The organism is Pseudomonas sp. AN-B15, from assembly GCF_019056475.1.
Classification (GTDB): Bacteria; Pseudomonadota; Gammaproteobacteria; order Pseudomonadales; family Pseudomonadaceae; genus Aquipseudomonas; species Aquipseudomonas parakoreensis.
In genome coordinates this window covers 6,162,837-6,176,356 of the sequence record NZ_CP049737.1, presented here as the reverse complement: position 1 = coordinate 6,176,356, position 13,520 = coordinate 6,162,837, and the positions used below count along the sequence as shown (strand labels likewise).

Annotated in this window: 16 protein-coding genes; 6 read left to right on the top strand and 10 right to left on the bottom strand. The window is 59.7% G+C overall.

Going from position 1 to position 13,520, the window contains the following annotated elements:
* Positions 1-3: 3 nt before the first annotated feature.
* The 5 genes from GTQ41_RS28025 to folE2 are packed head-to-tail and all read right to left on the bottom strand — an operon-like array spanning position 4 to position 3,875.
* Positions 4-564, bottom strand: coding sequence for a DapH/DapD/GlmU-related protein (locus tag GTQ41_RS28025; protein ID WP_047297349.1), 561 nt, complete (start codon positions 562-564; stop codon positions 4-6).
* Complete coding sequence (locus GTQ41_RS28020; protein WP_047297348.1) at positions 561-1,436, bottom strand: metal ABC transporter substrate-binding protein; 876 nt, start codon at positions 1,434-1,436, stop codon at positions 561-563. The genes GTQ41_RS28025 and GTQ41_RS28020 overlap by 4 nt, the downstream gene beginning before the upstream one ends.
* 11 nt (positions 1,437-1,447) lie before the next feature.
* Positions 1,448-2,314 carry a metal ABC transporter permease gene (locus GTQ41_RS28015; RefSeq protein ID WP_047297347.1) on the bottom strand — a complete coding sequence of 289 codons (867 nt, stop codon included), beginning with the start codon at positions 2,312-2,314 and terminating at the stop codon, positions 1,448-1,450.
* Entirely contained in the window at positions 2,314-2,982 is a 669-nt protein-coding gene (locus GTQ41_RS28010) for a metal ABC transporter ATP-binding protein (RefSeq protein ID WP_047297346.1), read from the bottom strand. The genes GTQ41_RS28015 and GTQ41_RS28010 overlap by 1 nt, the downstream gene beginning before the upstream one ends.
* A complete protein-coding gene (gene folE2, locus GTQ41_RS28005) occupies positions 2,979-3,875 on the bottom strand; it encodes a GTP cyclohydrolase FolE2 (RefSeq protein WP_047297345.1) in 897 nt (298 codons plus the stop codon). The genes GTQ41_RS28010 and folE2 overlap by 4 nt, the downstream gene beginning before the upstream one ends.
* 84 nt (positions 3,876-3,959) lie before the next feature.
* Between folE2 and GTQ41_RS28000 the strand changes: the two genes are divergently transcribed.
* A complete protein-coding gene (locus GTQ41_RS28000) occupies positions 3,960-5,162 on the top strand; it encodes an N-acetylmuramoyl-L-alanine amidase (protein ID WP_047297344.1) in 1,203 nt (400 codons plus the stop codon).
* Here the strand turns inward: GTQ41_RS28000 and GTQ41_RS27995 are convergent.
* Positions 5,159-5,536, bottom strand: coding sequence for a hypothetical protein (locus GTQ41_RS27995; RefSeq protein ID WP_047297507.1), 378 nt, complete (start codon positions 5,534-5,536; stop codon positions 5,159-5,161). The genes GTQ41_RS28000 and GTQ41_RS27995 overlap by 4 nt on opposite strands.
* A 233-nt stretch (positions 5,537-5,769) precedes the next feature.
* On the opposite strand from GTQ41_RS27995, the gene zigA reads away from it, so the two are divergent.
* Together zigA and GTQ41_RS27985 are read left to right on the top strand one after the other, a co-directional pair.
* Positions 5,770-6,975: a zinc metallochaperone GTPase ZigA gene (gene zigA, locus GTQ41_RS27990; protein ID WP_047297343.1), complete on the top strand. Its 1,206-nt coding sequence runs from the start codon at positions 5,770-5,772 to the stop codon at positions 6,973-6,975.
* Positions 6,975-7,625, top strand: a complete 651-nt coding sequence (locus GTQ41_RS27985; protein ID WP_047297342.1) for a DUF1826 domain-containing protein — start codon at positions 6,975-6,977, stop codon at positions 7,623-7,625. Before zigA ends, GTQ41_RS27985 begins: the two co-directional genes overlap by 1 nt.
* Before the next feature lie 4 nt (positions 7,626-7,629).
* On the opposite strand, the gene GTQ41_RS27980 is transcribed toward GTQ41_RS27985, so the two are convergent.
* Positions 7,630-7,986: a hypothetical protein gene (locus GTQ41_RS27980; protein WP_047297341.1), complete on the bottom strand. Its 357-nt coding sequence runs from the start codon at positions 7,984-7,986 to the stop codon at positions 7,630-7,632.
* A gap of 28 nt (positions 7,987-8,014) precedes the next feature.
* Here GTQ41_RS27980 and GTQ41_RS27975 point away from each other — a divergent pair, with 28 nt between their 5' ends.
* The gene (locus tag GTQ41_RS27975; protein ID WP_047297340.1) at positions 8,015-8,986 is read left to right on the top strand and encodes a GTP-binding protein; all 972 of its coding nucleotides are present in this window, start codon (positions 8,015-8,017) and stop codon (positions 8,984-8,986) included.
* 1 nt (position 8,987) lies between these two features.
* Here GTQ41_RS27975 and GTQ41_RS27970 read toward each other — a convergent pair whose 3' ends face one another.
* Positions 8,988-9,401, bottom strand: coding sequence for a DUF3301 domain-containing protein (locus tag GTQ41_RS27970; protein ID WP_025112628.1), 414 nt, complete (start codon positions 9,399-9,401; stop codon positions 8,988-8,990).
* A 117-nt stretch (positions 9,402-9,518) separates the two neighbouring features.
* On the opposite strand from GTQ41_RS27970, the gene pdxY reads away from it, so the two are divergent.
* Positions 9,519-10,391, top strand: coding sequence for a pyridoxal kinase PdxY (gene pdxY / locus GTQ41_RS27965; RefSeq protein WP_047297339.1), 873 nt, complete (start codon positions 9,519-9,521; stop codon positions 10,389-10,391).
* A 95-nt stretch (positions 10,392-10,486) separates the two neighbouring features.
* On the opposite strand, the gene GTQ41_RS27960 is transcribed toward pdxY, so the two are convergent.
* Positions 10,487-10,969 carry an acyl-CoA thioesterase gene (locus GTQ41_RS27960; RefSeq protein WP_003229693.1) on the bottom strand — a complete coding sequence of 161 codons (483 nt, stop codon included), beginning with the start codon at positions 10,967-10,969 and terminating at the stop codon, positions 10,487-10,489.
* 282 nt (positions 10,970-11,251) lie between these two features.
* Between GTQ41_RS27960 and GTQ41_RS27955 the strand changes: the two genes are divergently transcribed.
* Positions 11,252-13,015, top strand: coding sequence for a cation:proton antiporter (locus tag GTQ41_RS27955; protein ID WP_041073855.1), 1,764 nt, complete (start codon positions 11,252-11,254; stop codon positions 13,013-13,015).
* Positions 13,016-13,036: 21 nt separating this feature from the next.
* Here the strand turns inward: GTQ41_RS27955 and GTQ41_RS27950 are convergent, their stop codons facing one another.
* Entirely contained in the window at positions 13,037-13,444 is a 408-nt protein-coding gene (locus GTQ41_RS27950; protein ID WP_024164487.1) for an SMI1/KNR4 family protein, read from the bottom strand.
* Positions 13,445-13,520: the final 76 nt, after the last annotated feature.

The window sequence follows — 13,520 nt, the reverse complement described above, 5'->3', positions numbered from 1 at the left end:
GGTTCAGAACTCGTTCTGCAAGGCTTTGTAACCGCGCACCAGATCGACATTGGTGCGCGCCACGTCTTCGGAAAACTCCGAGGCGCTGACACTCACCGGCGGGAACTGCGAGAGGTCGGTGTTGGGGCCGATGCGGGTGGTGGAGGGCACGTAGAACGCGTCCGGTAAATCGCGGCCATCGACCACCGAGTTGTGCCGCACCACACAGCCGTCACCGACCACGCAATTGAACAGCACGCTGTTGAAGCCGATGAACACCCGGTCGCCGACCACGCACGGGCCATGCACGATCGAGCGGTGAGCGATCGAGGTGAATTCGCCGATGGTCACGGCAGCGCCGGATTTGGAATGGATCACCACGCCGTCCTGGATGTTCGAATTGGCGCCGATGGTGATCGGCTCCATCGTGCCCGAAGCGTCGACTTCGTCGGCGCGGATCACTGCGTAGGGGCCGACGAAAACGTTCTCGCCAATGATCACCTTGCCGCAGATGATCGCGGTTTTGTCGACGTAGGCCGACTCGGCAATTTGCGGCAAATCGCCTGAGGGGTTTTTGCGGATCATGGTTGGCTCAGCGCGTCGTAAAGGGTGTTGAGGTTGTATTCGAACAGTCCGGTAAAGGTGCTGGCCGGGCCACTGGCGGCGAGGGCATCGGAGTACAACGTGCCGCCGATATGCGCGCCACTTTCCTCAGCGATCTGCTTGAGCAGGCGCGCGTCTTTGATGTTTTCCATGAACACCGCTTTGACCTTGGCCTGACGGATCTGCGTGATCAGTGCAGCGACTTCGGCGGCCGATGGCTCGCGCTCGGTGGACAGACCTTGCGGCGCCATGAAGTCGATGCCGTAGGCCTGCCCGAGATAACCGAAGGCGTCGTGGCTGGTGACGATCTTGCGATTGCCCGGTGGCAGCGAGCCGAGCTTGGTCTTGGCTTCGGCGAGCAGGGCGTAGATCTGTTTCAGGTAGGTCTGGCTGTTGCGTTGATAATCGGCCTTGTTCGTCGGATCGGCAGCGATCAGCGCCTTGGTGATATTGGCGATGTACAGCTCAGTGTTAGCCAGGTTGTGCCAGGCGTGCGGGTCGGGAATGGTTTCACCGTCTTCATCGAGCGAGCGCGGAATCACGCCGTGGCTGGCACTGATGAGCGGGGCCTGGGTGCCGGTGCTGGTCACCAGTCGATCGAGCCATGGTTCGAAACCGAGGCCGTTCTTGATGATCAGCTTGGCGTTGAGCAGCGCTTTGGCGTCGTCCGGTGTTGGCTCATAGGTGTGCGCGTCGGCGTCCGGGCCGACCATGTTGGTGATCTGGATATGCTCGCCGCCGACCTGATGCACCATGTCGGCGAGGATGCTGAAGCTGGTGACCACCGGCAATTTTTCCGCCGCCGATAACGACATCGACAGCAGCAAGCTGAACAACACGAGTAGAACGCGCATCGGGAAACACCTCATTGGGATGTGAGCAAAGGCGGGCGGCGCAGCAGACCGTGAACCGGTCCGAACACCACGGACAGCAAGTAGACGGACCCCGCGACCAGCACGATGGCCGGCCCGCTGGGCAGCGAGTAGTCGAACGACAGCAACAATCCAAGCCACACCGACAGGCAGCCAATGAGTGCGGAGATGGCAATCAGGCTTGGCAGACGACGACTCCAGAACCGTGAGGCAGCGGCAGGCAGCATCATCAGACCCACCACCATTAATGCACCGATGGCCTGGAAGCCGATCACCAGATTGAGCACCACCAGGGTCAGGAACACGCCGTGGGCGAGAGGGCCGAGGCGGCTGACGGTTTGCAGGAATAGAGGATCGAGGGTGTCGAGCAGCAGCGGTTTGTAGATGACTGCCATGGCGATCAGACTGAGGGCCGAGACCCATAACATGCCGTTGAGGGTCGGGCCGTCGACGGCGAGCGCCGAGCCGAACAACAAGTGCAGCAAGTCGAGGCGTTTGCCGGCGATGCCGAGAATCAGCACGCCGCTGGCGAGTGAGATCGGGTAGATCGCGGCGAGGCTGGCATCTTCGCGCAAACCGGTGCGACGGGTAATCCACGCAGCCAGCCCGGCCATGCTCAGGCCCGCACCCAGACCGCCGAACGTTAGCGCGGGCAGACTCAGACCGGCGAACCAGAAGCCCAATGCGGCGCCGGGAAGAATGCCGTGAGCGACGGCGTCGCCGATCAGGCTCATGCGCCGCAGTATAAGAAAAACGCCGAGCGGTGCTGTGCTGCAGGCCAATACCAGTCCGCCGAGCAGCGCTCGGCGCATGAACAGGAACTCGCTGAACGGTTGCCAAAGGTGAGCGACGGTGAGCATCAAGCCACCTGCGTGCCAGGTGTTTGCTGGATCAGCTCGACGCTGTCGCCAAACACGCATTCGTGGTTTTTGATCAGCAGTGTCTGCGGGATGTGTTGGCGGACGGCGGCCAGGTCGTGGCAGACCACCAACAAGGTTCGACCTTCGGCGTGCCAGGCGTGGATGTGTTGCCAAAGCAATTGCTGACCCAGTTCGTCGAGCGCAGCGTGGGGTTCGTCGAGAAGGAGTAGTGGCGCGTCAGCCAGACTCAAACGGGCGAGCAATGCGCGTTGCAGTTCGCCACCGGAGAGCGCCATCAGCGGGCGCTTCTCGAGTCCGCTCAAGTGCCAATTATCGAGTGCATGAGTGAGGCGCTGTGCACGCAGTTGGGTCGACAATCGACGGCCCCAGAACCCTGCAGCCACCAGTTCTTCCAGGCTGATGGGAAACTGTCGATCGAGGTGTTGCTGTTGCGGCAGGAACGACAATCCTCCTTGGCGTGGAACGCCTAGCGCAACTTTTCCGGTCAAGGGTTTCTGCAACCCGGCGATGACTTTCAGCAGGCTGCTTTTACCGCAGCCGTTGGCGCCGACGATAGCGCTCAGACTGCCACTTTCCAGCGTGACCGTCAGTGGTGAAGTCAGCGGTTGGCTTGGCGCGCCCCAGCTCAAGGAATGGCAGCGGATCATGCGTGTTCTCGATGCCAGTGGCTTTCGGCGACGGCGTCGTGGGCGTGCAGACTTTCAGCGTGAATCACTCGCAGGTGGAATCCGCTGACACCGGGGCAGCGCCGCAGGGCCAGATTGAGTCGTCGCGCGGCGTCTTCGCAGAACATCAGGTTCTGCCCGTTGGCCAGCGCGAAGGCTTGTTCGTCGGCGCGTTTCACGGCGGTTTGCACGGCGGTGCCCAGTGCGGCTTCAGCGTCATTGATGATCACGCTGAGGGGCAGCTCATCGATAAACTCGTCCAGATGCATGTGCAATTGCGCGGTGCTGCGTTGGCTGTGCGGAGTGGCAACGATGCCGTGGCTGGAACCAAGCCAAGCCAGAACTTCAGCGTGCTGCAGTGGCTTGTTGGCAAAATCATCGATGAACTGCTGCTGGATCAGTTGCCTCGCTAATGCGGCTGAGCACGGGCAGGTCGAGGAGTAGGGCACATCGATCTTGAGTTCCACGTGGAACACGTTGTTTTTGAGGCTGGCAGAAATGCTCACTGGATAGCTTTTCCACCCCGCCAGTGGGCTGACCAACGCGGGTCGTTTCAGCAGCACTTCGCTGTGGATATTCAGGTAGGCATTGCTGGATAAGCCTTCGTGGCTGGCCAGAAAATCGTCCAGTACCTGATGCAAAACCCGTGGAGAAAGGTTCTGCTGCTCAAGCGTTGCCAAGGCCAGATACAAACGCGACATGTGAATCCCACGCGCCTCACCATCGTCAAGACTGACGCCTGCATCTGCCTTAGCGCTCAGACGCTGGCCATCCAATAAAACCGGCAAGGCAATGCCGCGCATTCCCACCCACTCAAGCGGTAATGCTTGTCGAGAGGCTTGAGTGGCGATATCCGGAAGTGTCAGCGAATTCATGTTCGGAACCATCGTGTTGACTGAATTGGATGTTACATTATAACAATTCAAATCACGATGCTTTTTTCATGAACGGGTTTTCATATGCACAGACGCCACTTGCTCAGTTTGTTTTTGGCCAGCGCAGCCTTGGCTCTGCCCTTCAGTGTCTCGGCCACCCAAGTGCGAAATGCGCGGCTCTGGCGTTCGGGTGAAAAGCTGCGACTGGTCTTCGATTTAAGCGGCCCGGTGCGCTACAAAACGTTCACGTTGAGCGCGCCAGAGCGCTTGATCATTGACCTGTCCGGGGCGAGTCTGAGTGGTGATTTCAGTCAATTGCCGTTAGCAGATACGGCCATTCGCTCGATCCGCGCCGGGCATTTTGGTCAAGGCGATACCCGGATCGTTCTCGATCTGAACACTCCCGTTGTATTGAACAGCTTTGTTTTGGCACCGCAGGATGGTCAAGGACACCGTTTGGTGCTCGACCTGATGAACGCCGATAAAGTGCTGAGCAGCGCAGTGGTTCCACGTGAAACATCCACGAATAACCATCACCTTAAACGCGACATCATTGTCGTGGTTGATCCCGGACACGGTGGTAAAGACCCTGGCGCCGTCGGCGCGAAGGGTGAGCGGGAAAAGGACGTGGTGCTGTCCATCGCACAATTGCTCGCCAAACGTCTTAAAAAGGAGAAGGGCTTCGACGTGAAATTGGTGCGCAATGACGATTTTTTCGTGCCCCTTCGCAAGCGTGTAGACATTGCCCGTCAGCACAAGGCCGACATGTTTATCTCCGTGCACGCCGATGCAGCGCCGCGACTGACGGCGTCGGGAGCTTCGGTGTATTGCCTGTCAGAAGGGGGTGCGACGTCAGCGACTGCACGCTTCATGGCACAGCGCGAGAACGGCGCAGATCTGCTTGGCGCGACCAGTCTGCTCAATCTCAAGGACAAGGATCCGATGCTCGCCGGCGTGATCCTCGACATGTCGATGAACGCCACCATCGCCGCCAGTCTGCAACTCGGCAGCAGCATATTGGGCAGTCTGCAGGGCATCACCACATTGCATCAAAAGCGCGTGGAACAGGCGGGATTTGCGGTGCTGAAGTCGCCGGATGTGCCGTCGATCTTGGTAGAAACCGGCTTTATTTCCAACGCGCGTGACAGCCAGCGCCTGGTGACAACTCGACATCAACAGGCTATCGCTAATGGGTTGTTTGAAGGATTGCAGCGCTATTTCCAGCAGAACCCGCCAACCGACAGCTACATCGCCTGGCAGCAGGCGCAGCAAAAGGTGCAGGTTTAGCAGCCGGTGATCCGGCTGCAGGTGAACTTCGCGCTGCTGCCGCCTGAGCTGGAGAAGCGATTGATCGTCGTCCAGCCCACGCGACGGGTGTAGCCGACCCAGGCTTCGCCGTCAGAGGCGATGCCGGTGAAGAACGTCAGTTGGCCGAACCGACTGTTGGTCTGCGCCCAGTAGCGTTTGCCGTCCTTTTCAAAGCCGCGCAGGTAAATCGTGCGGCCCACCGTATTCACGCTGTAGGCGTTGCCTTGCGCATCGACACATGCCAGCAGGTTAGCGCTGTGTGTGCACTTGGCGAGCATCGGCGCTTGTCCCCATACGTTGGCACCCGACAGCAATGCCAGACTCATTAGCGAGCATTTCAGGACATTTTTCATCACGGTTCCCGACGGGCAGATGGCATGCAGCTTCATGCTCTTTATCGGTTTGGGCAAGAGCAGGTCTGGCTAATTCATATTGTTATACTATAACATCAATTTCATTGAGCCTGAGTCCGCCGATTTAAAGCGTCAGCTTCTGCCGTCACGCTGTCTTGAAGCTCTAGAACGAGGCGCGTTACGCCAAATCCGGCATAAACGCCCATCGGCCACCATCTGATGAGGATTATCCAATGTCATCTCCGCTTCCCGTGACCGTTCTTTCGGGCTTTCTCGGCGCTGGAAAAAGTACGGTTTTGAATTACGTACTACGTAATCGAGAAGGTTTGCGCGTTGCAGTCATCGTTAACGATATGAGCGAGATCAACATTGATGGCAGCGAAGTCCAGCGCGATGTCCGCCTGAACCGTGCTGAAGAAAAACTGGTAGAGATGAGCAATGGTTGTATCTGCTGTACGTTACGCGAGGACCTGTTGGAAGAGGTCAGCAAACTTGCTCGTGAAGGCCGTTTCGATTATCTGCTCATCGAATCCACCGGTATTTCCGAGCCGCTGCCGGTCGCCGAAACCTTCACCTTTCGCGATGAGCTGGGCCAGAGCCTCGCCGACGTTGCTCGACTCGACACCATGGTCACGGTAGTCGACGGCGTGAACTTTCTCCTCGACTATCAGGCTGCCGAGAGCCTCGCGTCCCGCGGCGAGACCTTGGGCGACGAAGATGAACGCTCGATCACCGACCTGTTGATCGAACAAATCGAGTTTGCCGACGTACTGCTGATCAGCAAGATCGACCTCATCAGCCGCCAGGCGCGTGACGAACTCACGGCAATTCTCAAGCGCCTCAATGCCCAGGCGGAAATCATCCCGATGGTGATGGGCGAGGTGCCGCTGGAGAAGATCCTCAACACGCGCCGATTCGATTTTGACAAAGCCGCCCAAGCGCCGGGCTGGCTGCAGGAATTGCGCGGTGAGCATGTACCGGAAACCACCGAGTACGGCATTGCTTCCACGGCTTATCGCGCACGCCGCCCGTTCCATCCGCAGCGTTTTTACAGCTTCATTGACCGTCCATGGACGAACGGCAAATTACTGCGCTCCAAGGGCTTTTTCTGGTTGGCCAGCAAACCCTCCGACGCAGGAAGCTGGTCGCAGGCAGGCGGCCTGATGCGCCACGGTTTCGCTGGACGCTGGTGGCGTTTCGTGCCGAAAAACCAATGGCCGCAGGATCAGGACAGTACCGCAGCAATCATGGAAAACTGGACGCCGAGTGTCGGAGATTGTCGTCAGGAGCTGGTGTTCATTGGTCAGAACATCGATTTCGTACAGCTCAAGTCGGAGCTTGATGCCTGCCTGCTGACTGACGAAGAAATGGCTGCTGGCGTAGACCGTTGGCGCACGCTGCCGGATCCGTTCGGCCCTTGGCACGATGAGGCCGCCTGATGCTTGCGCTCAAGCTGCAGCAGAATCGAGTACGTCATCAGCATCAGGGGGCGACGCCGAAAACGCTGACTCGAATCCTCGAAGACGACGTCAATCTTGCGGTCTGGCAGCGCCAACTGCCGCTGCACATCGCCGATTTCGCAGCGTTGTTGCTGTCGCTCAACGAGCCACTGACGCAGTCGCTCTGCCTCGAATTGCCGGATGAAGACGGCGAGCCTGATCTCAGTGGACTGGCCGCCGGGTTCCGTGATCTGGAAGGCTACGAAGGCTTTGTCGCTGATCTGAGATGGCTGGTCAGTGCCTTCGCCTGCCTGCTGGGTGCACGGCGTATTGGCCTGCGCCTGCGGGTGCTGGACAAGGCCATGTGTCCGCGCTTCCACGTCGATCATGTGCCGGTGCGCCTGATCACCACGTATGGCGGAATCGGCAGTCAGTGGCTCGAGGAGGGCGCGATGGACCGTGAGCAATTGGGCCAGGCGAACGCTGAGCCAAACGACATGGCGAACATCCAGCAACTGCACAGTGGCGACGTGGCGCTATTGAAAGGCGAGAAATGGCACGGCAACGAAGGCTTCGGTCTGATCCATCGTTCTCCGCAACTGCCAGCGGGTGAACGACGGCTGCTGCTGACGCTCGACTGGCTCGGTTGATGGCTCAAGGCTTGAGCCATTTACCCTGGCTCTGGCCTTCGCAATACGGCTTCAAATACGCCATGTCTGAAGCCACGCCGTAATAGTGGATATCCTGGCGATAGGGCATATTGGCGACTTGCGCGTTGCTGCACACGCCGAACGCGCCGCTCGGGCATTGATCGACGTACTGCACCTCGACTTTCTGCCCGGCCAGGGTCGGTTGGCAGAACCCGTCGCTGAACAGCTTCTCGGGAATACTGCGGTTTTGCTGGCAAACCTTGACGTCGAGTCGTTCGCCCTGACTGTGCACAACGCAGGCTTGAGCCAAGGCTTCGCTCGACAGCAACATCAACAGCAACGACCATCCCATCCAACGCATGTCCAATCCCCTCAGAAAACGCCCAATCATGTTGCAGAACATTCCTACCCATGTCATCGCCGGCCCTTTGGGCGCCGGCAAGACCAGTCTGATTCGCCAGCTCATGGCCCAACGGCCGGAAGGCGAGCGCTGGGCGGTGCTGATCAACGAGTTCGGTCAGATCGGCCTCGATGCCGCATTGCTGACCCGCGACGCCGATGGTATCGCACTGGGCGAAGTCGCCGGAGGGTGCCTTTGTTGCGTGAACGGTGTGCCGTTTCAAATCGGCCTCGGTCGTTTGCTGCGCAAGGCCAGACCGGATCGGCTGTTCATCGAGCCGTCCGGACTGGGCCATCCGGCGCAATTGCTCAAGCAGTTGGGTGAGTCGCCGTGGTTGGGTGTACTGGCGCTGCAGCCCTGTGTGTCAGTGCTGGATGCCCAGGCACTGGCAGCCGGGAAAGCGTTGCCACCCGCTCAGCAGGACGCTTTGGGCAGCGCCGGTCTGCTGTTGCTGAACAAGGCAGAAGGTCTGGATGAGGCTGTGCGGCAGACCATCGCCGAGCGTTTGCCGGCGGTCAAATTGATCTGGACGCAGCAGGCGCAACTGTCTTTACGCGAGTTGCCGGGTGTGACGGCGCAAGCACTGGCGGGTGTGGATAACCTTGTTGTTCCGCAGGGGGCGGGACCGATTCCGGCGCTCTGGAGCGACCCGGCATCGCCGATCTGCCTGAGTCAGGCACAAGAGGGCGGTTGGAGCATCGGCTGGCGTTGGCACCCGGGACAGAGGTTCGATACGCAACGTCTGAGCCAATGGCTGCAGAGCCTGAACTGGCGGCGGGCGAAACTGGTTATCCATAGCGCCGAGGGCTGGATCTCGGCCAATGCCGTGGATAACGCTGAACTGGATTGGCAGCCCAGTGAGTGGCGCCGGGATTCGCGTATCGAGCTGATTTTTGCCGACGCGCACAATGTCGCTGATTTGCAGGCAGGCCTGGCGCAATGCCAGATTCAGGCGAGTTAGTTCAAGGCTTCCACTTATTGTGTTCCTGACGCCACTGGCTCAGCTCGATCACTTCGGCCCGTGGGCGGGTAACCTCAACCACCGGTGGCGTGTCGTCGAACGGCGCCGGGTAGGGCGCCAGTTCAATCTGAGCGCTGTGCGCACCAAACTGGGTGATGGTGCCGTTGTGCCGGGTTTCGCCGGTCACGGTGAACTCGAAGTTATAGACCCGGGCCAGGCGCCGCCGGCCGCTGGCATCCTTGATCAAGCCGATTTTTTTCAACGCGACGTTACCGTCCAGCAGTTCGACGCCGACGTTGATGCAATGCTGCTTGACCCGCTCCAGCGCCCGCTCGCGCAAGCCGTGGTTGTGCCAAAGCCATGCGCCGGCAGCGGCGAACAGCATCAGCACGAAGATGTTTTCGAGGGTCAGCATCAACAAGAAACTCCAAAAGATTGGTCCAGCTTAACTGCGTCGCCGGTCTGTCGTACAGGCTGTGTTTCGTCGCATACTGCGCGGCTTGAATTTCAATCGTTTTACGGAATAACCCGAATGAAACGTACGCCTCATCTGCTCGCCATTCAGTCCCATGTGGTCTTCGGCCACGCCGGCAACAGCGCTGCGGTTTTTCCGATGCAGCGGGTCGGGGTGAACGTCTGGCCGCTCAACACCGTGCAGTTCTCCAACCATACCCAGTACGGCCAATGGGCCGGTGAGGTGCTGGCGCCGCAGCAGATCCCCGAACTGGTCGACGGCATTGCCGCCATTGGCGAGCTGGGCAACTGCGACGCTGTACTTTCCGGTTATCTGGGTAGCGCGGCGCAGGGTCGGGCGATTCTCCGTGGTGTCGAGCGCATCAAATCGGTCAATCCGAAGGCGTTGTACCTGTGTGACCCGGTGATGGGCCATCCGGAGAAAGGCTGCAGCGTGCCGGCCGAAGTCAGCGACTTTCTGCTGGAAGAAGCCGCGGCGGTGGCGGACATCATGTGTCCGAACCAGTTGGAACTGGACAGCTTCTCCGGGCGCAAGCCGCAGTCGTTGTTCGATTGCCTGGCGATGGCCCGGGCGCTGCTGGCGCGCGGGCCGAAAGCGGTGCTGGTCAAGCATCTGGATTATCCGGGCAAGCCGGCGGATGGTTTCGAGATGTTGTTGGTGACCGCTGATGAAAGCTGGCACTTGCGCCGTCCGCTGCTGGCGTTTCCGCGTCAGCCGGTGGGCGTGGGCGATCTGACGTCCGGGCTGTTCCTCGCGCGGGTACTGCTCGGCGACAGTCTGGTGGCGGCGTTCGAGTTCACCGCAGCGGCGGTGCATGAAGTGCTGCTGGAGACCCAGGCGTGTGCCAGTTACGAGCTGCAACTGGTGCGGGCGCAGGACCGGATCGCGCATCCGCGGGTGAAATTCGAGGCGACGGCGATCAGTCTGTAATCGCGTTATTGTTCAAAAGATCGCAGCCTGCGGCAGCTCTTACAGGGTGAACATTAATTCTCTGTAGGAGCTGCCGCAGGCTGCGATCTTTTGCTTTAAGCGTCGCCCTTGATCTCCTGATAACGCTTCTCCAGCTCCTGACGAATCTGCCGACGCTGCTGCGCCTGCATATAACGACGCTTGTCTTCACTGTTCTGCGGTTGCAGCGGCGGTACGGCGGCCGGTTTGCGTTGGTCATCCACCGCCACCATGGTGAAGAAGCAGCTGTTGGTGTGGCGTACCGAGCGCTCGCGGATGTTCTCGGTCACTACTTTGATGCCGACTTCCATCGAAGTATTGCCGGTGTAGTTGACCGACGCGAGGAAGGTCACCAGTTCGCCGACATGGATCGGCTCGCGGAAAATCACCTGATCCACCGACAGCGTCACCACGTAGCGGCCGGCATAGCGGCTCGCGCAGGCGTAGGCCACTTCGTCGAGGTATTTGAGCAGGGTACCGCCGTGGACATTGCCAGAGAAGTTGGCCATGTCGGGGGTCATCAATACCGTCATCGACAGTTGGGCGTTTCCGGGTTCCATAACGTTCTCACGGATCAAGGCTGGATGGCTGGACGCACCTCTGCGGGTGCCTGGTGGCTTTTTCAAAAGCACCCTTATCGGGACGCCAGACGGCTGGCTGCCGTCACGCCGCGACCGATCTGTTTCCTTATATTGCACCGCCTTCCAGCCGGAAGTCGCGGTGTTAACCTGCAAAAGGCCCTGCCCAAGGGCAATTCCTACACGAAAAGCGGATTTTTACCCAACTCGCTCAGAGCTTTCTGAAGTCTCACGGCGGGTCACGTCATACAAGGAGCCCACACCATGCATGCCATCAGCTTTATTCAGGACCTGGCAGTGATCATGTTGGTCGCAGGTGTGGTCACCGTGCTGTTTCACCGCTTCAAGCAGCCGGTGGTGCTCGGCTACATCGTCGCCGGTTTCATCATCGGCCCGCACACACCGCCGTTCGGACTGATCCACGACGAAGAAACCATCAAGACCCTCGCCGAGCTGGGGGTGATTTTCCTGATGTTCTGCCTCGGGCTGGAGTTCAGCCTGCGCAAGTTGTTCAAGGTCGGGGCCACGGCGTTTATCGCGGCGTTCCTCGAAATTGTCCTGATGATCTGGATCGGCTATGAAATCGGCCGCTGGTTCGACTGGAACACCATGGATTCGCTGTTTCTCGGCGCAATCCTCGCCATCTCCTCGACCACCATCATCGTCAAGGCGCTCAACGACCTGAAGATGAAGAACGAGCGCTTCGCCCAGTTGATCTTCGGCGTGTTGATCGTCGAGGACATCCTCGGCATCGGCATCATCGCCTTGCTGTCGAGCATCGCAGTCAGCGGCACGGTCAGTTCGGGCGAAGTGTTTTCCACGGTCGGCAAGCTGTCGCTGTTCATGATCGTCGCGCTGGTGATCGGCATTCTGCTGGTGCCGCGTCTGTTGGCTTATGTCGCCAAATTCGAAAGTAACGAGATGCTGCTGATCACCGTGCTCGGCCTGTGTTTCGGCTTCTGCCTGCTGGTGGTCAAGCTCGAATACAGCATGGTGCTCGGCGCCTTCCTGATCGGCGCGATCATGGCCGAGTCGCGGCAGTTGCTGAAGATCGAGCGCCTGATCGAACCGGTTCGCGACCTGTTTAGTGCAATCTTCTTCGTCGCCATCGGCCTGATGCTCGATCCGATGATCCTGCTGCAATACGCGTGGCCGATCGCGGTAATCACCGTGGCGGTGGTGCTCGGCAAGATGTTGTCCTGTGGCCTCGGGGCGTTTATCGCCGGCAATGACGGACGCACCTCACTGCGGGTCGGGATGGGGCTGTCACAGATTGGCGAATTTTCCTTCATCATCGCCGCGCTCGGGATGACGCTGCAGGTCACCAGCAACTTTCTTTATCCCGTCGCGGTGGCGGTGTCGGTGATCACCACGCTGCTGACGCCGTACCTGATCCGCGCGGCCGATCCGCTGTCGATCAAACTCTCAGCGGCGGTACCCAAGCGTCTGGGCCGAGTATTCGGCATGTACGGCGAGTGGCTGCGCAGTATTCAGCCGCAAGGCGAGGGCGCGATGCTGGCGGCGATGATCCGGCGGATTCTGTTGCAGGTCGGGGTCAACCTGGCGCTGGTGATCGCGATCTTCTTCAGCGGTGCGTTCTTTGCCGGACGGCTGTCGGAGTGGATGCAGGACTGGGTCGCTGATCCGAGCTGGCAGAAGGCGTTGATCTGGGGCGGTGCGCTATTGCTGTCGCTGCCGTTCCTGATCGCCGCGTATCGCAAGCTCAAGGCGCTATCGATGCTGCTGGCGGAGATGGGCGTGAAGCCGGAGATGGCCGGGCGGCACACGCAGCGAGTGCGGCGGGTGATCTCCGAAGTGATCCCGATCCTCTCGCTGCTGGTGATCTTCCTGCTGTTGGCAGCCTTGTCGGCCAGTATCCTGCCGACCAACAAGTTGCTGGTGCTGGTCGCCGTGGTGGCGGCCGCCGTGGCGGCGCTGCTCTGGCGCTGGTTCATCCGCGTGCACACGCGGATGCAGGTGGCTTTGCTGGAAACCCTCGACAATCACAAGGAATCGTCGGGGCACTGACCGCCCGGGGCGTCTGGTGAATCAGCTTTCCAGCCAGACGTCCCGCGCCCAGTGCCACACCGATTCCCAGGACTCTTCGGTGATCAGCTCTTCTTCGCCGGACCACAGCACCACGGTGCCGTCTTCTTCGACGCAGTAGTAGTTGTCGCCGTCCTGGCAGATCGGGATCAGGTCGCGCGGTACGCCAGCGTCCCAGGCGTTGGCCGCGACATCCGGCAGGTAGGTGTGCGATTGCGGGTCGGTGACGGTCACCGGCTCGAGGCTGCCATACACAACATCGCTGACGGTCAGCAGAAACTCTTTGAAGACGAACGGGATGTTGATGAAGAGTTCTTCTTCGATCTCCACCAACTGGTCTTCGTCGGGCAACTCCAGGGGAACCGGTACGGGTTCGTTGGCTTCGCGCAGTTGTTCGATGATTTCTTCCACGTCCGGGATCCTCTTGCTTGAATGGCGCGGTTTATATGGGCCGGTTTATACAGTAGCTCGCTATAGATGCAACCGC